This is a genomic window from Arthrobacter roseus (assembly GCF_016907875.1).
GTDB classification, from domain to species: domain Bacteria; phylum Actinomycetota; class Actinomycetes; order Actinomycetales; family Micrococcaceae; genus Arthrobacter_J; species Arthrobacter_J roseus.
In genome coordinates, this window is the sequence record NZ_JAFBCU010000001.1 from 1,445,288 (window position 1) to 1,466,609 (window position 21,322).

The window sequence follows — 21,322 nt, forward strand, 5'->3', positions numbered from 1 at the left end:
ATGACATTACTTGACGCGGTACAACTCTAGGAGTTCGTGTGGCATTAGACGCCGCTACCAAGCAGGAAATCATGAAGGACTTTGCAACGGGCGAAGCTGACACCGGTTCACCGGAGGTTCAGATTGCCATGCTGACACGACGCATCAAGGGGCTCACCGAGCACCTCAAGATGCATAAGCATGACCATCACACCCGTCGTGGTCTGATGGCTATGGTCGGCCGCCGGAAGCGCCTACTGACCTACTTGAAGAACACAGACATCTCACGCTACCGTACTCTCATCGAGCGCCTCGGGCTGCGTCGATAGCTGGACCACAAGCGGTGCCTCCACCTTCTGGAGGTGCCGCTTTCAGTCCGCAGCGAACGGCTACTGCGGTTGCCGCCGAAAACTCAAAAGTACCTGATCTAGCACAATAAGCAGGAGTCAGTCAGCGTCACGCATTCGCGGTCCTCGGTAGTGGTCCTCGGGAGGTTTGCTCCCGCGGATCTCGATCGAAGACCGGGTGTACAGCAGATCGGACAAAGGTCCCGGATCTGAGTTGTCGCAGGCTGTCTCCGTTACACAGAAACGGAGGTGACTCTCTATGGAGGGTCCCGAAATTCAATTCTCTGAAGCCGTCATTGACAATGGCCAGTATGGCAAGCGAGTCATTCGCTTTGAAACCGGCCGCGTTGCACAGCAGGCCGCTGGTGCCGCAATGGTTTACATCGACGAAGACACGACGTTGCTCTCCGCCACGAGTGCAGGAAAATCCCCTCGCGAAGGGTTCGACTTCTTCCCGTTGACGGTTGACGTTGAAGAGCGCATGTACGCCGCTGGCCGTATCCCAGGTTCATTCTTCCGTCGTGAGGGACGACCCTCCACTGAGGCGATTCTCGCCTGCCGCCTCATGGACCGCCCGTTGCGCCCCGCGTTCGTCAAGGGCCTGCGCAACGAGGTCCAGATTGTCGTTACGGTGCTGGCCATCAATCCTGATGTTCTCTACGACGTAGTCGCTATCAATGCGTCCTCCATGTCCACGCAGCTATCCGGCCTTCCGTTCTCAGGCCCGATTGGTGGGGTTCGTGTTGCACTCATCGACAACCAGTGGGTTGCCTTCCCCACCCACTCCGAGCTGGAAAAAGCCGTATTTAGCATGGTTGTTGCTGGTCGTCTGGCTGCAGATGATGTAGCCATCATGATGGTGGAGGCCGAGGCAACGGACAATGCCTGGAACCTGATCCGCGAGCACGGCGCAACCGCTCCCACAGAAGAGGTCGTCGCTGAAGGTCTGGAAGCGGCCAAGCCGTTTATCCGCACACTGTGCGACGCCCAGTCGGATCTCGCAGCCCGCGCCGCAAAGCCCACGGTTGAATTTCCCATCTTTCGGGACTATGAAGACGATGTTTTCGAGGCCGTGGAGTCCGCTGGTGCTGCCAAGTTGTCTGAGATTTTCACGATCGCTGACAAGCAGGACCGCGACATTGCTGCAAGTGCCTACCGCGATGAAATTGTGGCTGAGCTCAGCCCGCGTTTCGAGGGTCGCCAGAAAGAAATCTCGGGGGCATTCGGCGGTCTTACCAAGCAGGTTGTCCGTCAACGGATTCTCCGCGACCAGATTCGTATTGACGGTCGTGGGCTCTCGGATATCCGCAAGCTGACGGCTGAGGTAGAGGTTCTGCCGCGCGTGCATGGTTCGGCGATCTTCGAGCGCGGTGAAACCCAGATCTTGGGCGTTACCACGTTGAACATGCTCAAGATGGAGCAGCAGATCGATTCACTGTCGCCGGTGACGCGCAAGCGATACATGCACAACTACAATTTCCCCCCATACTCCACCGGCGAGACCGGCCGTGTAGGTTCACCGAAGCGTCGTGAAATCGGTCATGGCGCCCTCGCTGAGCGTGCCCTGATGCCGGTCCTTCCATCGCGCGAGGAGTTCCCTTACGCAATTCGCCAGGTGTCGGAGGCGCTTAGCTCAAATGGCTCCACGTCTATGGGGTCAGTCTGCGCTTCAACGCTCTCCCTGCTCAACGCCGGTGTACCGCTGAAGGCTGCGGTGGCCGGAATTGCCATGGGGCTGGTGTCGGATGAAGTCGACGGTCAGACCCGCTACGCCGCGTTGACCGATATCCTCGGTGCTGAAGATGCCTTCGGGGACATGGACTTCAAGGTGGCCGGTACATCTGAGTTCATCACAGCCATCCAGCTTGACACCAAGCTAGACGGCCTACCCGCGTCGGTCCTCGCAGCGGCGCTGAAGCAGGCCCGCGAAGCACGTCTCCACATCCTCGGTGTTCTCGAGGCTTCGATCGACGCCCCGGATGAGCTATCAGAGTTCGCTCCCCGTATCATCTCGGTAAAGATCCCCGTTGACAAAATCGGTGAGGTCATTGGCCCGAAGGGCAAGATGATCAACCAGATTCAGGAAGACACCGGCGCGGACATCTCCATCGAGGACGACGGCACGGTCCTGATTGGTGCAACGGATGGAACGTCGGCTGAAGCCGCACGGGCTGCCGTCAACGCGATCGCGAACCCACAGGTTCCTGAGATTGGCGAACGCTACCTCGGAACGGTCGTCAAGACCACCGCGTTCGGCGCATTCGTATCGTTGACTCCAGGTAAGGATGGTCTGCTGCACATCTCTGAGCTGCGCAAGCTGGCCAATGGTAAGCGTGTCGACAACGTCGACGACGTCGTGAGCATCGGACAGAAGGTTCAGGTCGAGATCACCAAGATCGATGATCGTGGCAAGCTGTCGCTGTCGCCGGTTGTGACTGAGGACGCTACTGAATCCAATGGTGAGGAAGCGGTTGCCGAATAGTTTGGCGGCTGCAGTACCGCTACCGCTGACCGGGCACGAGGCAGGGGGAAAAGATTCCCCGGCCTCGGGGAAGTCGAGTCTCATCTCGGGGAAGCCTGGTGGCGCCATCGTGCGTCGTTCGGTCTTGCCTGGGGGCGTTCGAGTCCTGACGGAGTCCATGCCGGATCAGCGGTCAGCAACCATTGGTTTTTGGATCGGTGTTGGTTCCCGGGATGAATCCGGGGGCCAACACGGTTCCACGCATTTCCTCGAACACCTTCTGTTCAAGGGAACACGACGTCGTACTGCCCTGGATATCGCCTCCGCCTTTGACGAGGTAGGAGGGGAATCTAACGCAGCGACGGCTAAGGAGAGCACTTGCTATTACGCGCGTGTGCTGGATGAAGCTCTACCCATGGCGATAGATGTGATTGCAGATATGGTGACGGGCGCAGTCCTGGATCCACGTGAGCTCGAGCAGGAGCGCTCTGTGATCTTAGAAGAAATCGCTATGGACAATGATGATCCCGCGGAGGTCGCTCACGAGAAGTTTGTCGAATCGGTACTCGCAGGTCACGCATTGGCCAGGCCCATCGGGGGAACACCCGAAGCGATCCGGTCGGTCACCCGCGAATCGGTCCAGGACCACTATGCGCGACACTACCGTCCAGCGGAATTGGTGGTTACTGCCGCGGGTGGATTGGATCACGACGTCGTATGTCAGTTGGTTTTCGAAGCCATCAGCGCTGCGGGCTGGCCACTGCATCCGGACGCTGAGCCGGTGCACCGCCGGTCGGCCGCTTCTGTTGACATCGGCGCGACCGGGGGAGTCCATGTCCACTACCGCGCAGTGGAGCAGGCAAACATCGTCATGGGGTGCCCCTCAATAACCGCCTCAGATGATCGCCGCTACGTCATGAGCGTCATGAACGCGATATTCGGCGGTGGAATGTCCTCGCGACTCTTTCAGGAAATTCGGGAGAAGCGCGGGCTCGCTTACGCCACGTATTCGTTTTCTGCGGCTTACGCGGACGCTGGATACTTCGGTATGTACGCAGGATGTTCGCCGACCAGAACGCGTGAGGTCATTGATCTCATGGGCGAGGAACTTGAGAAGCTCGCAGCAGAGGGCATCACCGATGCCGAACTTGCCAAAGCTGTGGGTCAACTGTCGGGTGGAATCGTTCTGGCACTTGAGGACACTGGCTCACGGATGTCGCGCCTAGGCCGGGCGGAGCTCGTCACGGGTGAGTTTGTTGACGTCGATACTGCGCTGCAACGGATCCGTCAGGTGACCGTGGCGCAGGTTCAGGAACTGGCTGCTGAACTGGCCGGGTCACCCCGGACAATCACCGTAGTGGGACCGTTCACCTCTCCGGCAGAGCTTGGCTTCCCGCTGTAGCCATAAGCGTCCTCAGCTTTGCTGTTGGAGTCAGCCCTCTAGCCACCCGCGAAGGGTGGAAGGACATCGAGCATTCGCGCTTCCCCGAGGGGCTGATCACGATTTCGGATGACGGTTTCGTCCAGTAGGAGACTGCTGTGTTCAAGTATCCGACGAAGTGATGGTTTGCCGTCCCGATCTGGGTGCGCGGCCAGCGCGGCGTCCAGCACTGCGCGGATCGAATCTTGTGTGGGCTGCAGCTGTTCCTGAGCAACGCCCGCTGCTGCTTGGGCTGCGCCAAAATACCTGATGAGCACCGTTCCCCGTCCTTCGATCGTCTCTGGCCATGCTACGTTACCGGGTGGCGCGCGGGTAGGATTGTGGCGCGGGAGAGTCCGGCAGATGAAGCCTGAAAGGGGAATTGGTGTGGAAGATTCCAGACTCAGGTGCATCGAGGACCACATTGAAGCACTTCGTCAGTTGCTCGAGGGCTGTTTTGACGGTGTCGAGCAGCTGCCCTTGGCTGAGGGGCTGAATCGTAGGCTTGCCGTGGACATCCATGCTCCGGTGAGCTTGCCAATGTTCCACAATTCGCAAATGGACGGGTACGCAGTGGCGTCCTCCGAAACCCGGAACTCACAGAGATTTACCGTTGCGGAGCCGGTACCGGCGGGCCACGCTTCGCCCGACCACCAGCCGGGTACAGCGGTTCCTGTCATGACCGGCGCCATGTTGCCTTCGGGCGCTGATGCTGTCGTCCCCATCGAGCTAGCTGATCCTCATCACTTTCTTCCGGTTGGGACTGCAACGACCGTCAGGTTGCCACCCAACATTTCCGCTGGACAGTTCGTGCGCTCGGAGGGAAGCGACATCCGCGAGCGGGAACTCGCCCTCGGCGCAGGTCAGATTCTTGGACCAGCTCAGCTGGGCTTGGCAGCAGCCCTGGGGGTCGCTTCAGTCACGGCCCGACGTCGGCCGCGCACTCTACTGCTGTCAACCGGAGACGAAGTTGTTCCGCCGGGCGACGTTCTGGCCGCAGGACAAATTTATGATGCGAATACTACAATTCTGGGGGCATCCCTCGAAGAAGCCGGTGTTGATGTCCTCGTCCGTGAGATCTCTGCTGATTCGGTGCCGTCGTTTCTTGCCACTCTCGATGCCGTAGTGGCCGAGGCTGATGTTGACATCATCATCACCACCGGTGGTATCAGCGCCGGAGCGTATGAAGTGGTTCGCCAGGCGTTGGATGTGCGGGGGGTGTCTTTTGTTTCCGTGAACATGCAACCAGGCGGGCCTCAGGCCATTGGTCGGTACGCGGGGGTGCCCTTTGTGGGATTCCCAGGCAACCCTGTCAGCGCCTGGGTTTCGTTCGAGATTCTTCTCAGGCCGGTCCTGTGGGACCTGGGCGTCGCCGTGCAGGCGAGGCATCGTCGTGCGGCGGTGCTGACAGAACCCCTGGACAGCCCGCGTGGGAAGCACCAGTTCCGACGCGCGCTGTTGGAAGGCGGAAGTGTTCGTCCCCTCGGCGGTCCCGGCTCACATCTGCTGCGAGCCATGTCAGATGCCAACGCCTTGATCCATATCCCGCCACCGGTGGAGAGACTGGAGACAGGGGACACAGTGGAGGTTTTGTTAACTGGTACGGAACGTGGAGGAGACCACAGTGAATAGCCATGACAAGGTGACTACCAGCGTCGTCCAAGACGATGGTACGGATGGTCCACTGAGCCATGTCAGGGCGGACGGAAGCGCTCACATGGTAGATGTTTCGGCAAAGCGCGAGACCTTCCGGGAGGCTACGGCTGGGGCGATACTGACGACGACACCCGAGGTGCTAGCACTGATAGCGGACGGCGGACTTCCCAAGGGTGATGCCATCGCCGTAGCGCGTGTTGCAGGGATTCAAGCGGCTAAGCAGACCGCGTCACTTATTCCCCTGTGTCATCCCCTTCCTCTGACGGGGGTAACGGTGGATTTCGAACCATCAGATGCTCTCGTGGCCATCACGGCACGCGTGCGCACCACATCGGTCACGGGTGTGGAGATGGAGGCGCTGACAGCGGTTTCCGTGGCCGCACTCACCCTTTACGACATGATCAAAGCCGTCGACAAGCGTGCGGTGATTTCAGACATCAGAGTTTTGGCCAAGAGTGGCGGAAAGAGCGGTGACTGGACAGCATGAACAACTTGCCCCCGTCCGTGAAGGGAAGAACGGCTGGCATTGTCATTGCCTCGACGCGTGCCTCTGAGGGGACGTATCAGGATGAATGTGCGCCTATAATCCAGGCGTGGCTGTTCGAGCAGAACATTGCTGTGGCTTCGGCGGAGGTGGTGCCGGACGGACCTCCCGTCGCACAGGCGCTTGGCCGTATGGTGGATGCGTCGTTGTCCGTTGTCATCACCAGCGGCGGTACAGGGCTCAGCGCGGACGATCTCACTCCTGAACTGACATTACCGTTGCTGGAGAGGCAACTTCCTGGCGTCATGGAGGCCATCCGCGCCGCCGGTCGAGCCAAAACGCCTCTTGCCGACCTGAGCAGGGGCCATGCTGGAACGGCCGGCCGAACCTTCATCGTCAACCTTCCCGGATCTCCATCGGGCGTGCGGGACGGGCTCAACGCGCTGGAACCGTTGCTGGCCCACATCTGCGAACAGCTGGAGGGAAAACGTGGTCACTAGCATTGTCCTCAATGCGTCGATTTCAGAGGAACCACTGGACCTCGCGGGCATACTATCGGTGGTTGGAGATGACGGCTGTGGTGCCGTCGTCGGTTTCAGTGGCGTCGTCAGGGATCACGATGGCGGGAAGGCTGTGAGTCGCTTGACCTACACCTGCCACCCCAGCGCGCCGAAGGTCATGCAGGACATCGCCGACGACGTGGCATCCCGGCATGAGGGTGTCCGTATCTGGGTGGCCCACCGTGTGGGCGATCTTCTGATCGGGGACTCGGCGCTCGTTGCGGCCGTTGCCTCTGCACATCGCGCTGAGGCGTTCGCCGCTGGTTCGGAGCTGGTTGAGAAGGTAAAATATCAGGTGCCAATCTGGAAGGAACAGTTCTTCACAGACGGCGGCACTGAATGGGTGGGGTCAGGCAGTGCCCAGTAGGCTGAACTCATGACAGAACTACTTTCCGTGGCCGTGCTTGGTGCGCGGGGAAGAATGGGCTCCGAAGCGGTTCGGGCCATTGAGAGTGCTGCGGACATGCAGGTGGTTGCTTCCCTCGGACGCGGGGACCCTCTGGCGGAGATGGTCCGTGCGGGAGCCGGCTATATGGTTGACCTAACCGTTCCTGATCAGACGGAAGAGAACGTACATTTCGCCGTCGAACACGGGATCCATGCCGTCGTCGGCACGTCCGGCTGGAATGGAGATCGTCTCGAACGGTTGCAGGAAAGTCTCGTGGGGAAGCCTAAAATTGGCGTCCTCATGGCACCCAACTTTGCTCTTGGTTCCGTCCTCGCCAGTGCATTCTCGGCAACAGCGGCAAAGTATTTCGAGTCAGTCGAAGTGATCGAGATGCACCATCCGGACAAGGTTGACGCGCCCTCGGGCACCGCTGTTCGGACGGCGCATCTGATTGCCGAGGCTCGCCATCACGCAGGGCTCGGCCCGGTGCCGGACGCTACTTCTCAGCAGCGGGAGGGCGCACGCGGTAGCGACGTTGAGGGGGTCAGGGTTCATTCGGTCCGTCTCCGGGGTCTCGTTGCCCATCAGGAAGTGCTGCTGGGAGGCGTTGGCGAACAATTGACCATCCGCCATGACTCGTTTGACCGCGAATCTTTCATGCCGGGGATTCTCCTTGGTTTGAGGAAGGTGGCTGCACATCCGGGTTTAACGGTTGGTCTGGACGGCTACCTGGAATTGGGAGCTTGATATAGTGCGAAATTTCTTTGACGGATTCTGGCGGCACAAGGCGAAGATCGGTGTCCTCTTGGTGACCGTGTTGCTGCTGCTCTGGCTGGTTGTCGCCTGGCAGCGGTCCATCCTTCTGCTGGGGGATCCGGACCCGGTGGCCAAAGGAATTGGCGCCGCCTATCTGGTGTTGCCGGCTATCGGCGCGTGGGCACTGGTGCGCGAGGTACTTTTCGGGATCCGTACCGAAGAGATGGCCCGCATCCTTGAGGCGGAGGGCGGGTTGCCCGTGGACGACCTCCCGCGCACTCCGGCCGGTCGGATCGTGCGTGAGGCCGCAGATAATATTTTTCCCGCGTATAAGGCGGAGGCGGAGCGTTCACCTCATGACTGGCGTAGCTGGTTCCGGCTCTCGTGTGCCTATGATGCGTCGGGCGACCGAACCAGGGCACGCAGATCGATGCGTGACGCGGCGAGATTATTCGTGAGAGGGCGGGCGAAAAAGGACGACGCGCACCAGCGAGCGGGTTGAGGCCTATCTGACGTTAGCTGTTTCGCGGGCGCTGGAGGCGACGCTTGAAATGACCGCTTCCAGCGGCCCCCGTGTGCGGAGCACCGTAAAGGCCACGCCCATAGCGACGGCGACGGTCACCTGCAGCAATAGCACTCCAGCTGGGTTCGCATCGGGTGTGAGGAGCCCGATGAGGCTCATCACGGCGACGTGTGCACTATAGAGGGTCAGCGTCATGGCTCCCGGGCCGGACAGCGGAAGCAGAAGCCAGGGTTTCGATCGCGTGATGAGCAAGCAAGCACCAATAACCGCTGCGGAGGTTCCCGATGTGTGCAGCAAATCCAAGGGTTGCCCTGAATGCGGCGCACTGACTGCCAGCCACCACCAGGATTCAGTCTGTCTCAGCGCGCTCAGTCCGACGTCGAGCATCGGTTTCAGGTAATACTCTGTCCCCTCCGAGGTGGCCAACAATGCTTTCAGGCCGCCCATGGTTCCCAGGAGCGCGAAGCTGGCTGCCTTGGCTGTGCTCGCCAAAGCGAGGCCACCGAGCAGGAGGATCCACTGGACGCGGAGCACGGCCAGGCCGAGCCGGCCGATGAGCATCCCGAACAGAATGTATCCGAACCATTGCAACACGGGGTAGTAGCCGGTCACGGCGACATCGATCAGCAGCGCTCCCGGGGAGGATAGATCCGCCCAGCCAACGTTGTGGCCGAGTTTTGGGGTTTCCAGCTCGCTGTATGCCAATCTCCGTAGCATTAACGCAGGGACGGGGGAGAGCACGAGCCAGCCGGCAGTCCAGAAAGCCAAGGGCAGTACCCGGATCCCTAGAAACGGTAGCGCCAAAAGGAATAGGACGGCGTAGTGGAACAGGATGACGGCGATATTCACGTCGAGGCCTCCCAACACCAGCGCGATCAGACCGATAATGACAGCGCGGGTCGCGATACCCCTTCGGGCGCCGGATACTCGCTGATGGCCCGCGTCATTCTTGCGCACGCTTGACCCGCTCAGTAGCGCCAGCCCCACACCAGCCACCACGGCGAATAGCGCCGAGGACCGGCCTGAGAACACATGCGCGATCCAGGTGGCCTCGGTATTGGCCGTATACAAGGGCATGATGTGGGTTGCCATCATGCCAAAGAGCGCGACACCTCGGGCAGCATCCAGCCCGGTAAGCCTTCTGCTTCCTGTCACCGATGCCATCACTAAATAATTACACGGCCCGGCGGGAAAGCTTCGTAGACCGCGCCCGCGGCGGGCCCGATGTCCCTTTGTACGGTGCAGCAGGTAACGTTTTACCCATGGAAGATGTCTACAGTCGCGATTTGCCCTTCGGAACTCTGGTGACCGCTATGGTCACGCCCTTCACTGAAGAGGGCTCCGTGGACTTCGACGCTGTCGCACGGCTGGCGGAGACCCTCGTGTCGGAAGGGTGTGACGGCCTGGTCGTGTCAGGGACAACCGGGGAGACATCAACGCTGGAGGATCAGGAGAAGGAAGATCTCTTCCGGGTTGTCGCGGAAACGGTGGGAGGCCGAGCGAAGGTCATAGCCGGAACCGGCACCAATCATACTGCGCATTCGGTCGAGATGGCCGTGCGAGCCGCCCGTGCGGGCGCTGACGGACAACTGGTCGTCACCCCGTATTACAACAAGCCAACGCAGGCCGGCGTCCTTGCGCACTTCGACGCAGTTGCCGCAGCAACGGACGTTCCCATCATGATCTACGACATTCCTGGCCGGTCAGGCATCGAGATTCATACCGAGACCATGCTGAAACTGGCTGAACGACCTCACATCCTGGCCCTGAAAGATGCAAAGGCAGACTTCTCAGCCGTCACACGGGTTATGGCGAACACCGAACTAGATATATACGCTGGCGACGACGGCCTGATCTTCCCCTGGATGATGGCGGGCGCGGTCGGAGTCGTGAGCGTTGTTGCTCACGTCGCGACGCAGCAGTTTCGTGCCCTTGTCGATGCAGCCTCGTGCGGAGATCTCAAGACTGCCAGACGGATCCACTTTGAGCTGGATCCGTTGGTGCGGGCGGTTATGACACACCTTCCCGGTGCTGTCTCCGCCAAACAAATCCTCAAAATGCAGGGAATCCTTGGCAACACAGCGGTAAGACTCCCGCTCGTGGAACCGGATGCCGTCGAAATGGAACCGGTCCTGACGGATCTGGCTGAAGCGGGCTGGGACTTCTCCCGCCCGACGCGGCAATACTCTGCGACAACCAATACCGATGAAAGCGTGTAAAGAATGACAGACATCGCCGCGCCCAGACTCAAAACACCCCCAACGCTGCCTGCAGGAACGCTGCGCATCGTTCCCCTCGGAGGACTGGGTGAAATTGGCAGGAACATGGCCGTGTTCGAAATCAATGGCAAGTTGCTCATTGTGGACTGCGGGGTTCTCTTTCCGGAAGAGACACAGCCCGGCGTGGACCTCATCCTGCCCGACTTCAGTTACATTGAGGACCGGCTCGACGACGTCGTAGGCCTCGTCCTCACCCACGGACACGAAGACCACATCGGGGCTGTCCCGTACCTCCTGCGGCTCAAAGCCGACATCCCCTTGATCGGTTCGCAGCTGACCCTTGCCCTTATCGAAGCGAAGCTTCAAGAACACCGGATCAAGCCGTACACGCTGACTGTTTCGGAGGGCCAGATCGAACAGTTCGGTCCGTTCGACTGTGAGTTCGTCGCTGTCAATCACTCCATCCCGGATGCTCTGGCGGTGTTCATCCGCACAGTCGCCGGAAATGTCCTCCATACGGGCGATTTCAAAATGGATCAGTTGCCCCTGGACGGCCGAATAACTGACCTCCGGGCGTTCTCCCGTCTAGGCGAGGAAGGAGTGGACCTGTTCATGGTCGACTCCACGAACGCCGATGTACCCGGCTTCACGACCGCAGAACGCGAAATTGGTCCGGTTCTGGAGAATCTCTTTGCCAAGGTGAAAAAGCGGATCATCGTGGCATCTTTTTCCTCGCATATCCATCGTGTACAGCAAGTACTCGATGCTGCTGCGGCACATGGCCGCCACGTCGCGTTCGTCGGCCGGTCGATGGTGCGGAATATGACAATCGCTGCGAAGCTCGGGTACCTGCACGTTCCAGATGGCATCTTGGTGGATATCAAGAATGTGGATAATCTGCCCGATGACAAAGTAGTCCTCATGTCCACTGGGTCGCAGGGCGAACCCATGGCAGCATTATCTCGCATGGCCAACGGCGACCACCGAATTACCGTCGGCGACGGCGACACCGTCATCCTTGCTTCCTCACTGATTCCAGGAAATGAAAACGCCGTCTACCGGGTCATCAACGGGCTCCTGAAACTGGGAGCCGACGTCGTACACAAGGGCAACGCCAAGGTGCATGTTTCCGGACATGCCGCCGCGGGTGAATTGCTGTATTGCTACAACATCATCAAACCCCGCAACGTGATGCCGGTTCACGGCGAGACCCGCCATCTGATCGCGAATGGAAAACTGGCTGAGTCGACGGGTGTCCCGGCCGATCGTGTCCTGCTGACGGACGACGGATCTGTGGTGGACCTGAGCGAAGGCAAGGCGCGCATCGTTGGAGCGGTCGAATGCGGTCTGGTGTACGTGGATGGTTCGAGCATCGGAGGGGTGACGGATTCGGATCTGAAGGATCGGAGGGTGCTTGGTGAAGAAGGTTTCATCTCGATCATCACCGTCGTCAACAGCACCACGGGAAAGATAGTTTCAGGACCCGAAATTCACGCCCGCGGCTTCGCCGAAAACGACACCGTCTTTGACGAAATCAAGCCCAGAATCAGCGCTGCGCTGGAAGAGGCGGTGACCTCCAACAGAGATCACACGTCCTATCAGCTCCAACAGGTCATTCGTCGCATCGTCGGCACCTGGGTGAATAAGCGCTACCGTCGTCGCCCGATGATCATTCCTGTCGTCCTCGAAGCATGAGCCTGCTCCGGACACGCGTTCAGCAACTGGTCGACCTCGAACCGATCGCCCGGTAATCCCGGGAATTCAGGAGCGGATGAAGTACGGTTGCTTATATGGCGACCCGTACTTCATCCGCCGCAAAAGGCACTCATCCATCCCGAGGCAAGCCCTCGGGCCCTTCGGCGCGCTCATCGTCGAGCGCAACGTCAAAGACCAAACAGCAGCCAGTCACTCACGAGGAGCCTCTGCCACTACCCGCCCGAGCCATCAAGGGTCTGTGGATGGGGACCGCACATATCGTCGGCGCCGCGGTCCGTAAGGTCGGCCAGGACGTTCATCCGAAGCGAGAGGTGCGTAGGGACGGTACTGGCTTTTTCTTGATTCTCGTTGTTGTTCTCGTCGCCACAGTGGAATGGTGGGCGCTTCGGGGTGGATTCTGGAACGGCGTTCATGCAGTTTCCGCTGGCACGTTCGGCTGGATGGCCCTTATTGTCCCGTTCATTGTGCTGATCGGTGCGGTCCGTCTATTTCGCTACCCGGAGGAACATAGAGCCAATAACCGTATCGGAATCGGTCTTGCCATGTTCCTTTTGTCAGCGTCGGCTCTCGCGCACCTGATAGGGGGGAGACCCCAGCTCTCAGAAGGCTACGACGGGCTGTGGGCAGCAGGTGGAATGGTCGGCTTTGTCCTGGCGTCCCCGCTGGCCAGTATCACCGTTTACCTTCCGTTCGTGTTGTATTCCTTGCTCACGTTCCTGAGTATCCTGATCGTCACAGCCACACCGATTCGTCACATTCCTGCACGGCTGCGGTCTCTGTACGAACACATGATGGGCCAGGACCCGGGGGCTCCGCGCGGTGACGATTCCTCAGATCACGATCAACGGTACCTCTATGACTCAGAGGGCCGTCTTAAAGACTCTGCGAAAACGGACAAGAGAACCAAGCGTGAACGCAAAAAACGACGTGGGCGCAATGCCTCTTCGGCGGAGGAAAACGACCCCGAGTCGCTGGTGGGAGACGAAGCGTTCGAGAATGCAGTCATCGACGACCCGAGTGATACGCAGAGGACTGCCAACCCGGTACCTCCGGGCGTACGCAGACCCACACAGTCGGAGCTCGCCGCCGAAAAAATCAAGCGGGACCAGGGCCTACCCACCACCGGCGCGCCCACCGAAGCCATCTCGACTGTGCCTCCGGCTGGACCGGAAGTTACCGTCGCACGCGTACAGCCCCAGATTCCCGCGGTACCTTTGCCGCCGCGTACGGAACAGCTTCAGCTCGCCGGTGACATAAGCTACACCCTGCCGCCATCTGATTACCTGCCGGCCGGGTCTCCACCCAAGGAGCGCTCCGAGGCCAATGACGCTGTCGTCGCGGCACTGACCCACACTCTGGACCAGTTCAAGGTGGAGGCAAAAGTCACGGGCTTCTCCCGTGGGCCCACGGTGACGCGGTATGAGATCGCGCTGGCTCCGGGGACCAAGGTGGAACGGGTCACGGCACTGTCCAAAAACATTTCATATGCTGTTGCCAGCTCGGATGTTCGTATCCTGTCTCCGATCCCTGGCAAGTCCGCCATCGGCATCGAGATACCCAACAGCGACCGTGAAACGGTATCGCTGGGCGATGTGCTGCGGTCCAACAACGCCCGCAAATCAGAGCATCCCATGATCATGGGTGTCGGCAAAGACGTAGAGGGTGGCTATGTTGTGGCGAACCTCGCCAAAACTCCGCACCTGCTGGTTGCTGGCGCAACAGGGGCCGGTAAGTCTTCGTTCGTTAATTCAATGATTACGTCAATACTCATGCGTGCCACGCCGGATGAGGTGCGCATGATCATGGTGGACCCAAAGCGAGTGGAGTTGACCGCTTATGAGGGCGTGCCCCATCTCATCACGCCGATCATCACGAGTCCCAAGAAGGCGGCCGAAGCGCTTCAATGGGTTGTCCGCGAGATGGACACCCGATATGACGACCTTGCCAACTTCGGGTTCAAGCACATCGACGACTTCAACAAGGGCGTCCGAAACGGCAAGGTCGTTCCCCCCGCTGGATCAAAACGCGTGATCCGCCCATATCCGTATCTTCTGGTCATTGTCGACGAGCTCGCCGACCTCATGATGGTGGCACCACGTGATGTGGAGGATTCAATCGTGCGGATTACCCAACTTGCTCGTGCAGCCGGTATACACCTTGTGCTGGCAACGCAGCGTCCATCTGTAGACGTCGTGACTGGTTTGATCAAAGCGAACGTTCCCTCCCGTATGGCTTTTGCGACATCGTCGGTTACGGACTCACGCGTCGTTTTGGATCAGCCGGGTGCAGAGAAGCTGATCGGCCAGGGAGACGCACTCTTCCTACCGATGGGTGCGTCAAAACCTATTCGTGTTCAGGGCGCTTGGGTCACTGAATCGGAGATCCACCGTGTAGTCGAACACGTCAAGGGCCAGCTGCAGGCCAATTACCGTGACGATGTTGCAGTGCAGGCACCAAAGAAACAGATTGATGCCGATATCGGAGACGACTTGGACGTTTTGCTGCAGGCCACGGAGCTCGTGGTGACAACTCAGTTTGGCTCAACGTCTATGCTGCAGCGGAAACTGCGGGTTGGCTTCGCGAAGGCGGGCAGACTCATGGATCTGTTGGAGTCACGGGGTGTCGTCGGGCCGTCAGAAGGATCGAAGGCCCGGGACGTTCTGGTCCAACCTGATGACCTGGCAGTCACGCTGGCTGCGATGAGGGGCGATGATCCGCCCGCGGACTCAGACGCTATGGACAGTGCGGGAGGAGTGCCAGCCAACGTTCGGACCGCTGCCCTAGCCGACAATGCCAACGCCAATCACGGGTTCAAAGAAGGAGCCTCGGCCGGTAATGATGAGGTAGCCCGGGATCTCGAATCCCGCCCGCAACCGGTTGACTATTTCGATGGCAGCAGCAGCGGCATTGATGACGGCGGCGGCGAGGACGCGTGGTCTCTCACCGGACGGTAGCCTTGAACTGTGAATGAGATCCAGCGCAGTGTCCCTGTCGTGAACATAGCCAACGTGTTGACCGTCTTGCGGATTGTGCTGGTCCCCTTTTTTGTCTGGGCACTGTTGGTTGACAGTCCCGGGCTCGAACCAGAGAACGGCGCGGCCCGCTGGATCGCGGTCGCGCTCTTCGCAGTTGCTATCTATACCGATAAACTCGATGGTGATCTTGCCCGGAGCAAGGGCTTAATAACGGATTTCGGAAAGATTGCCGATCCCATTGCGGACAAGTTGCTCATCGGGTCCGCACTTGTCATGCTGGCGCTGCTTGATGAGTTGTGGTGGTGGGTCGTCATCGTGATTCTGGCCCGCGAACTCGGTATAACTCTTCTGCGGTTTGTGGTGATCCGCCAAGGTGTCATCCCCGCTTCGCGGGGTGGCAAGCTGAAGACGGTCGTGCAGACCTTCGCCATAATTTTGTATCTGCTCCCTCTTTCCTCGATGCTCGGCAGCTGGACGCTCTGGATGGCCGGCAGCGTCATGTTTGCCGCACTGGTCATCACGGTCGTTACAGGCGTGGACTACGTCATCAAGGCTCTACGGTTGCGCGCCGGGAAGATTTCTGGCCGGTGACTGGCAGGAATGCGATCGCTGAGGCCGTTATCGACGAGGCTGTCCGCATCGGCGCTACGATTGCTACCGCCGAATCATTGACCGCGGGAATGGTGAGCTCATCGCTGGGCGGAGTTCCAGGCGCTTCTCGAGTACTGTTGGGTGGCGTTGTGGCGTACCAGAACGCGGTCAAGTCCGCCGTGCTTGGCGTAGATCCTGCGCTTTTGGAGAGGGTCGGCTCCGTTGACTCCGAGGTGGCAACGGCCATGTCGGAAGGCGTCCGTCAGCTATTGAACGCAGACTACGGAGTGGCGACCACTGGGGTTGCCGGCCCCCAATCACACGATGGAAAGGCGGTAGGAACTGTCTTCGTTTCTGTCGCTGGACCGATGGGGCTCTGCGTCTCGGAGTTTCGGTTTGCGGGCGCACGGGATGAAATTCGTAGCGAGACGACAACGGCGTCTCTCCAGCTCCTCCTCACCTGCCTCCGGAAGTAACCGGAGGGCCGGGAAGATGGCTCTTGCCGGTAGCCTTGATACTGGACTGTTGCCTGGGAACAAATCCAGAGGCCCAGAGGTTATGGAAGTATCAGCAGCTGATAGCGTAAATGGTCCGGAATACCTGAGACGGTCGGAAGACCGTTCATCCACTCGAGGAGCAAGGCGATACACATGGTAAAGCAACCCATATCCGTAAACGGAGTGGTCCGTTGGCGAGATGTAGGGTTGACAGACGATGCAAAGGGTGAGCCCAAGGAGCGTAAAATGGTAGTTCTGCGTCATGAGATTGGGGACGTCCTCCGCGATGTCCGTCAGCGTCAGAGCCGTACCCTGCGCGAGGTCTCGCATAGTGCGCGTGTGTCACTCGGTTATCTGAGTGAAGTCGAACGAGGCCAGAAAGAGGCGTCGTCGGAATTGCTTTCTTCCATCTGCAGCGCTCTGGATGTTCCGCTTTCCCTGATGCTCAGGGAAGTCAGTGAGCGTCTCGCAGTAGCGGAAGGCGTAGCTGTTCCTGACACGGTACCGCAGGAACTTTCACGAGAGTTTACCGGTACGATCCCAGACGAAGTGCCCGGCAACCTGAGTAAGGATCTAGCTTCTTCGTCTTTCTAGACCTTTGAAGAGAGAGGGCCCACAGAGCGCTGCTCTGTGGGCACTTTTGCGTTAGCAGCGCCTAATAGTTATCCCGCGTGTACGTTTCATTGAGTTGCCCCAAGAGACGCGCCAAATCGCCTATGTCCGCAGCTGACCAATCCTCCATCAGATGCCGGAAAGCATCCTTGCGTCCGGATTGGGCAGCAAACAATCTGCTGGACCCAAGTGGAGTGAGGCTAATGGCTTGAGCACGGCCATCCTGAGGATCCGCTGTTTTCTGAACCAGACCGAGTTGTTCAAGCATGGTGATCTGACGGCTGACTGATGGCTTCCCGATACCTACGTTCGTAGCAAGATCGGTAAGGCGCATGCCGCCGGTGCGTTGCAGAATGACCAACAAGCCGTAGGCCGCTGGCTCCATATCTGGATGAACGCGCCTGGCAACCTTGTGCGAATTGGAGCGTGCCCTGCGCCAGAGGATGCTCAACTGCTCCTCCAGCGCCTTTATGGCTGCATCAGCAGCGCCTTCCGCCACGTTCACGCCTTGTTCGGTCATGGAGTCATTGTAGGGGAGTGAATCAGAGCTCCCTTACTTCATGGTCGCCGGATCTAGGAGGTTGCGCTGAAGGGTTAGGACGCGGACAGCTGTGAGAACATTGGACAGTGAGATTAAGTAATTTCTGGCGGCTTATGGATGATGAGTTCGGGGTCGGATACTCAAGAGTCCTTGCCGGTGAACTAGTCCTTGCTGAGCTGGGCGGAATGACGGCAGTAGCTGCTCTTAAGGCGGGTAAAGAGCCCAGACAAGTCTGGTTGGCGATCTGCACCATGCAAGACGTTCCTCTGGCCCGGCGCCTGGGACAGGACGCGACGCCAAAGCCCTGACGGCATTCGTGGATCCACCCGAAGTAAGACACACCCACTCGATATATTCGAACATGTATTCGGATCTCGGTAGACTGCGACACGAGGGTTACGGCAGCTGTCGGCCCAAGTTGTCCACAAAGACAAGTTCGGACGCGATTTTGTCAGTCCGGCGGACTACCGTCTGAGTGAGAACATCAACGGGCTGAAACGGCCCATGAAACATGAGGTGAGACATGGCAACGCAGGCAGATCGCGAGAAGGCTCTCGAAGCGGCATTGGCGCAGATTGACAAGCAGTACGGTAAGGGATCCGTCATGCGTCTGGGGGATGACGTCCGCGCACCCGTCGAGACCATTCCGACAGGCTCCATAGCCCTGGATGTCGCCCTCGGTATTGGTGGATTGCCAAGAGGCCGTGTCGTTGAAATTTACGGACCGGAGTCATCTGGTAAAACAACTGTCGCTCTGCACGCTGTGGCGAGTGCACAGCGCAATGGCGGAATCGCAGCCTTCATTGACGCGGAACATGCCCTTGACCCGGAGTATGCGAAGAGGCTGGGTGTGGACACCGACGCGCTCTTGGTTTCACAGCCGGATACCGGTGAGCAGGCTCTGGAAATTATGGACATGCTCATTGGGTCAGGGTCGCTGGACATCGTCGTCATCGACTCGGTTGCGGCGCTGGTACCGCGTGCAGAAATCGAAGGCGACATGGGCGACAGCCACGTAGGCCTGCAGGCCCGCTTGATGAGCCAGGCGCTCCGGAAAATCACAGGCCGATTAAGTCAATCGAAGACCACCGCCATCTTTATCAACCAGCTGCGTGAGAAGATCGGCGTCTTCTTCGGCAGCCCCGAGACAACAACAGGTGGTAAAGCGCTCAAATTCTACGCGTCTATTCGAATCGATGTGCGTCGCATCGAGACGCTGAAGCAGGGCGCCGATGCGGTTGGTAACCGGACCCGAGCGAAGATTGTGAAAAACAAGATGGCTCCGCCGTTCAAGCAGGCCGAGTTCGACATCATCTACGGTCAGGGAATCTCCCGGGAGGGGGGCCTCATCGATGTCGGTGTAGAGCAGGGTTTCGTGAAAAAGTCAGGTGCTTGGTTCACCTATGACGGCGATCAGCTTGGCCAAGGTAAGGAAAACGCTCGTACCTTCCTGCGTGATAACCCTGACCTGGCGGATGAGCTCGAGCGGCGTATTAAAGAAAAGATGGGAATCGGAGTGCCGCAAGCGGACGCTTCGGACGACGCTCCAAAGCTCAAAGCCGTTGGCGGTGACGCAGTCTAGGGGATGACTGCCTTTGATTCAGGGACCGGCAGAACCGCTTCATCCGGTCAACAAGACGGGCGGGTTGGGGATGCAGGAAGCACGCCTGAGCAGCGTGCGCTGTCAGTGCTTCTTCGTCAGTTGTCGACCGCGCCTAAAACCCGCTGGCAGCTCGAGCAAAAACTGGCGGACCACGACACACCCCAAGATATCGCGGCATCGTTAATTGATCGCTTTGAAGAGCTGGGGCTGATCAACGACGCGACGTTCGCCAGCATGTGGGTGGAGAGCAGGTCCAGGACTAAGTCGCTGTCCCGCGGTGCGCTCAAGCGGGAACTCGCAACCAAAGGAGTTCCCGCGGATTGCGCTGAGGCTGCTCTGGCGCAGCTCACTGAGGAAGAAGAAATTGAGTCCGCCAGAAGATTGGTCCGCAGGAAGATACCGTCAAATTTCAGCTCACAAGACCACGGCGGCCGGGACAAAGCAGTCCGAAGACTCATTGGCATGCTCGGGCGCAAAGGATACGGGGCTGGACTTGCGTTCAAGATCGTCGCGGACGAATGTGAGGCCGTAGCTGAGACACCGGAGGACGTCTGGTTCGGATAGCGCCAACGCGTGGGCTGGTCGTCAGCGGATTCTCGCTGTAGTCTGATCGACGATATGGTCAAGTTCAAGCTCAGGATGAAGAAGCTACGGCGTGTCGCCACAGTGTATGGTGTTGCTGCCGTTATGCTCTCGTCCCTATTGGGAGTCGGCACCCCAGCGCAAACCTCCGAGCTTCCCACGTGGGATGAAATTCGAGCGGCCAAGGGCAATGAAGCGGCCACTGCGAACAGAATCGGGGAAGTCGAAGGACTCCTGAGGGATTTCAGGCAACAGGCCGGCCTAGTCGGTGACCAAGCGGTGCAGGCCGAGTCAACTCTTCATGCAGCCGAAGACGCTCTGAAGTCTAGCCAACGGCGGCTTCTACTGCTGCAGGAGAAGCACAGCAACGCACTCCTTTTGTCAGAGGAACTCAAACACAGGGCCGGAGGAATTGCGGCTCAGGCGTACAAGACCGGGTCGACAAGTCCCGGCGTATTGCTACTTCTGGATGCCAATCACGCGGTTGAAGCGGCCAACCGCCTCGTCATGACCAACATTGTCGGCGGACGTACGAACGAGCTGTACGCCGAAGCCGACGCATCAGCACGCGTTGCGCAAGTCCTGCATGAACAGCAGGAGTCAGTTCTCGCGGCGATCGAAGACCAGAGCCAGGAAGCAGCAAAAGCGCTCGAGGCGGCCCAGTCGATGGATCAACGAGCCCGGCGTTCGGTCGCCAAACAGGAAGAGTCCAGCTCGTTGCTCTACGAACAACTTGCCGAGCTCAAAGGAACGACCGCGCAGCTTGAGAGCTCGCGGATTCGCGGGCTCGCAGCTCAGGCGTCTTATCGTGAGCAGCAGGACGCCGCTCGCCAGGCAGTGCGGGCCGACAACGAACTGGAGGAAACCCGTAACGATGGTGCAGGAGACCGGCCAGCAGTAGCTACCAATCCAGCACCCGGTATTTCCGGAACACCAGCCCCGGACGGCCGCTCCCCGGAGAAGCCCAAAGCGCCGGTTCCTCCACCTGCACCCGAGCAATCGTCTCCTCCGGCCCCGTCGCCGGAACCGTCGAGACCGGCCCCGCGGCCGCCCACCCCGGCACCTTCACCTCCGCCCGAAGCCGACATCGTTGATAATCCCGCTGCGGCGCAGGCGTACGCAGAATCACGCATGGCGGCGTTTAGCTGGAATAACGGGCAATTTCGTTGTCTGGTCAACCTCTGGAACCGCGAATCAAGGTGGCGGACCAGCGCGCAGAACTCCTCTAGCGGCGCCTATGGAATTCCGCAATCTCTGCCTGGATCAAAAATGGCGTCCGCTGGTGCGGACTGGCGCACAAACTACCGGACACAGATCGAGTGGGGGCTCGGCTACGTCTCTGGGCGTTACGGTAGCCCGTGCGCGGCCTGGGACCACTCGGAGAGCCATGGTTGGTATTGATCCGGATTGTG

Annotated in this window: 22 protein-coding genes; 19 read left to right on the plus strand and 3 right to left on the minus strand. The window is 59.3% G+C overall.

All coding sequences use genetic code 11. The annotated features are described in order from the left end of the window. Positions 1-38 precede the first annotated feature (38 nt). The 3 genes from rpsO to JOE65_RS07180 all read left to right on the plus strand — a co-directional run bounded on the left by rpsO (position 39) and on the right by JOE65_RS07180 (position 4,189). Positions 39-308: a 30S ribosomal protein S15 gene (gene rpsO, locus JOE65_RS07170; protein ID WP_205162565.1), complete on the plus strand. Its 270-nt coding sequence runs from the start codon at positions 39-41 to the stop codon at positions 306-308. A 277-nt stretch (positions 309-585) separates the two neighbouring features. Further along, entirely contained in the window at positions 586-2,808 is a 2,223-nt protein-coding gene (locus JOE65_RS07175; protein ID WP_205162566.1) for a polyribonucleotide nucleotidyltransferase, read from the plus strand. Then, complete coding sequence (locus JOE65_RS07180; protein ID WP_420827493.1) at positions 2,798-4,189, plus strand: M16 family metallopeptidase; 1,392 nt, start codon at positions 2,798-2,800, stop codon at positions 4,187-4,189. Before JOE65_RS07175 ends, JOE65_RS07180 begins: the two co-directional genes overlap by 11 nt. A gap of 38 nt (positions 4,190-4,227) precedes the next feature. Here JOE65_RS07180 and JOE65_RS07185 read toward each other — a convergent pair whose 3' ends face one another. After that, positions 4,228-4,485 carry a MoaD/ThiS family protein gene (locus JOE65_RS07185; protein WP_205162568.1) on the minus strand — a complete coding sequence of 86 codons (258 nt, stop codon included), beginning with the start codon at positions 4,483-4,485 and terminating at the stop codon, positions 4,228-4,230. Between the two features lie 85 nt (positions 4,486-4,570). Here JOE65_RS07185 and JOE65_RS07190 point away from each other — a divergent pair, with 85 nt between their 5' ends. From JOE65_RS07190 to JOE65_RS07215, 6 genes are all read left to right on the plus strand, one after another. Beyond that, entirely contained in the window at positions 4,571-5,839 is a 1,269-nt protein-coding gene (locus tag JOE65_RS07190; protein WP_239536648.1) for a molybdopterin molybdotransferase MoeA, read from the plus strand. An 85-nt stretch (positions 5,840-5,924) separates the two neighbouring features. Further along, positions 5,925-6,350, plus strand: a complete 426-nt coding sequence (moaC, locus tag JOE65_RS07195; protein ID WP_205164075.1) for a cyclic pyranopterin monophosphate synthase MoaC — start codon at positions 5,925-5,927, stop codon at positions 6,348-6,350. Continuing rightward, entirely contained in the window at positions 6,347-6,847 is a 501-nt protein-coding gene (locus JOE65_RS07200; RefSeq protein ID WP_205162569.1) for a MogA/MoaB family molybdenum cofactor biosynthesis protein, read from the plus strand. Before moaC ends, JOE65_RS07200 begins: the two co-directional genes overlap by 4 nt. Further along, positions 6,837-7,274, plus strand: coding sequence for a molybdenum cofactor biosynthesis protein MoaE (locus JOE65_RS07205; RefSeq protein ID WP_205162570.1), 438 nt, complete (start codon positions 6,837-6,839; stop codon positions 7,272-7,274). The genes JOE65_RS07200 and JOE65_RS07205 overlap by 11 nt, the downstream gene beginning before the upstream one ends. Before the next feature lie 9 nt (positions 7,275-7,283). Continuing rightward, on the plus strand, positions 7,284-8,042 hold the full coding sequence (gene dapB / locus JOE65_RS07210; protein ID WP_205162571.1) for a 4-hydroxy-tetrahydrodipicolinate reductase: 759 nt from the start codon (positions 7,284-7,286) through the stop codon (positions 8,040-8,042). 4 nt (positions 8,043-8,046) lie between these two features. Continuing rightward, positions 8,047-8,553, plus strand: coding sequence for a hypothetical protein (locus JOE65_RS07215; RefSeq protein WP_205162572.1), 507 nt, complete (start codon positions 8,047-8,049; stop codon positions 8,551-8,553). Between the two features lie 3 nt (positions 8,554-8,556). Here the strand turns inward: JOE65_RS07215 and JOE65_RS07220 are convergent, their stop codons facing one another. Further along, positions 8,557-9,738 carry a heparan-alpha-glucosaminide N-acetyltransferase domain-containing protein gene (locus JOE65_RS07220; protein WP_205162573.1) on the minus strand — a complete coding sequence of 394 codons (1,182 nt, stop codon included), beginning with the start codon at positions 9,736-9,738 and terminating at the stop codon, positions 8,557-8,559. Between the two features lie 98 nt (positions 9,739-9,836). Between JOE65_RS07220 and dapA the strand changes: the two genes are divergently transcribed. The 6 genes from dapA to JOE65_RS07250 all read left to right on the plus strand — a co-directional run bounded on the left by dapA (position 9,837) and on the right by JOE65_RS07250 (position 17,166). After that, positions 9,837-10,793: a 4-hydroxy-tetrahydrodipicolinate synthase gene (gene dapA, locus JOE65_RS07225; protein ID WP_205162574.1), complete on the plus strand. Its 957-nt coding sequence runs from the start codon at positions 9,837-9,839 to the stop codon at positions 10,791-10,793. A gap of 3 nt (positions 10,794-10,796) precedes the next feature. Further along, entirely contained in the window at positions 10,797-12,488 is a 1,692-nt protein-coding gene (locus JOE65_RS07230) for a ribonuclease J (protein ID WP_205162575.1), read from the plus strand. Positions 12,489-12,583: 95 nt separating this feature from the next. Then, the gene (locus JOE65_RS07235) at positions 12,584-15,463 is read left to right on the plus strand and encodes an FtsK/SpoIIIE family DNA translocase (RefSeq protein WP_205162576.1); all 2,880 of its coding nucleotides are present in this window, start codon (positions 12,584-12,586) and stop codon (positions 15,461-15,463) included. A 9-nt stretch (positions 15,464-15,472) separates the two neighbouring features. Continuing rightward, a complete protein-coding gene (gene pgsA / locus JOE65_RS07240) occupies positions 15,473-16,075 on the plus strand; it encodes a CDP-diacylglycerol--glycerol-3-phosphate 3-phosphatidyltransferase (RefSeq protein ID WP_205162577.1) in 603 nt (200 codons plus the stop codon). Further along, positions 16,072-16,551 (plus strand): nicotinamide-nucleotide amidohydrolase family protein, encoded by a 480-nt coding sequence (locus JOE65_RS07245; protein WP_205162578.1) that lies wholly within the window; start codon positions 16,072-16,074, stop codon positions 16,549-16,551. The genes pgsA and JOE65_RS07245 overlap by 4 nt, the downstream gene beginning before the upstream one ends. 174 nt (positions 16,552-16,725) lie before the next feature. After that, positions 16,726-17,166 carry a helix-turn-helix domain-containing protein gene (locus JOE65_RS07250; RefSeq protein WP_205162579.1) on the plus strand — a complete coding sequence of 147 codons (441 nt, stop codon included), beginning with the start codon at positions 16,726-16,728 and terminating at the stop codon, positions 17,164-17,166. Positions 17,167-17,227: 61 nt separating this feature from the next. Here the strand turns inward: JOE65_RS07250 and JOE65_RS07255 are convergent, their stop codons facing one another. Continuing rightward, a complete protein-coding gene (locus JOE65_RS07255) occupies positions 17,228-17,704 on the minus strand; it encodes a MarR family winged helix-turn-helix transcriptional regulator (RefSeq protein WP_205162580.1) in 477 nt (158 codons plus the stop codon). Between the two features lie 107 nt (positions 17,705-17,811). On the opposite strand from JOE65_RS07255, the gene JOE65_RS07260 reads away from it, so the two are divergent. The 4 genes from JOE65_RS07260 (at position 17,812) to JOE65_RS07275 (ending at position 21,311) form a co-directional block, all read left to right on the plus strand. Next, the gene (locus JOE65_RS07260; protein ID WP_205162581.1) at positions 17,812-18,033 is read left to right on the plus strand and encodes a DUF3046 domain-containing protein; all 222 of its coding nucleotides are present in this window, start codon (positions 17,812-17,814) and stop codon (positions 18,031-18,033) included. 215 nt (positions 18,034-18,248) lie between these two features. Further along, positions 18,249-19,307 (plus strand): recombinase RecA, encoded by a 1,059-nt coding sequence (gene recA, locus JOE65_RS07265; protein WP_205162582.1) that lies wholly within the window; start codon positions 18,249-18,251, stop codon positions 19,305-19,307. A 3-nt stretch (positions 19,308-19,310) separates the two neighbouring features. Beyond that, positions 19,311-19,892 (plus strand): regulatory protein RecX, encoded by a 582-nt coding sequence (locus JOE65_RS07270; protein ID WP_205162583.1) that lies wholly within the window; start codon positions 19,311-19,313, stop codon positions 19,890-19,892. Between the two features lie 54 nt (positions 19,893-19,946). Further along, complete coding sequence (locus JOE65_RS07275; protein WP_205162584.1) at positions 19,947-21,311, plus strand: aggregation-promoting factor C-terminal-like domain-containing protein; 1,365 nt, start codon at positions 19,947-19,949, stop codon at positions 21,309-21,311. Positions 21,312-21,322: the final 11 nt, after the last annotated feature.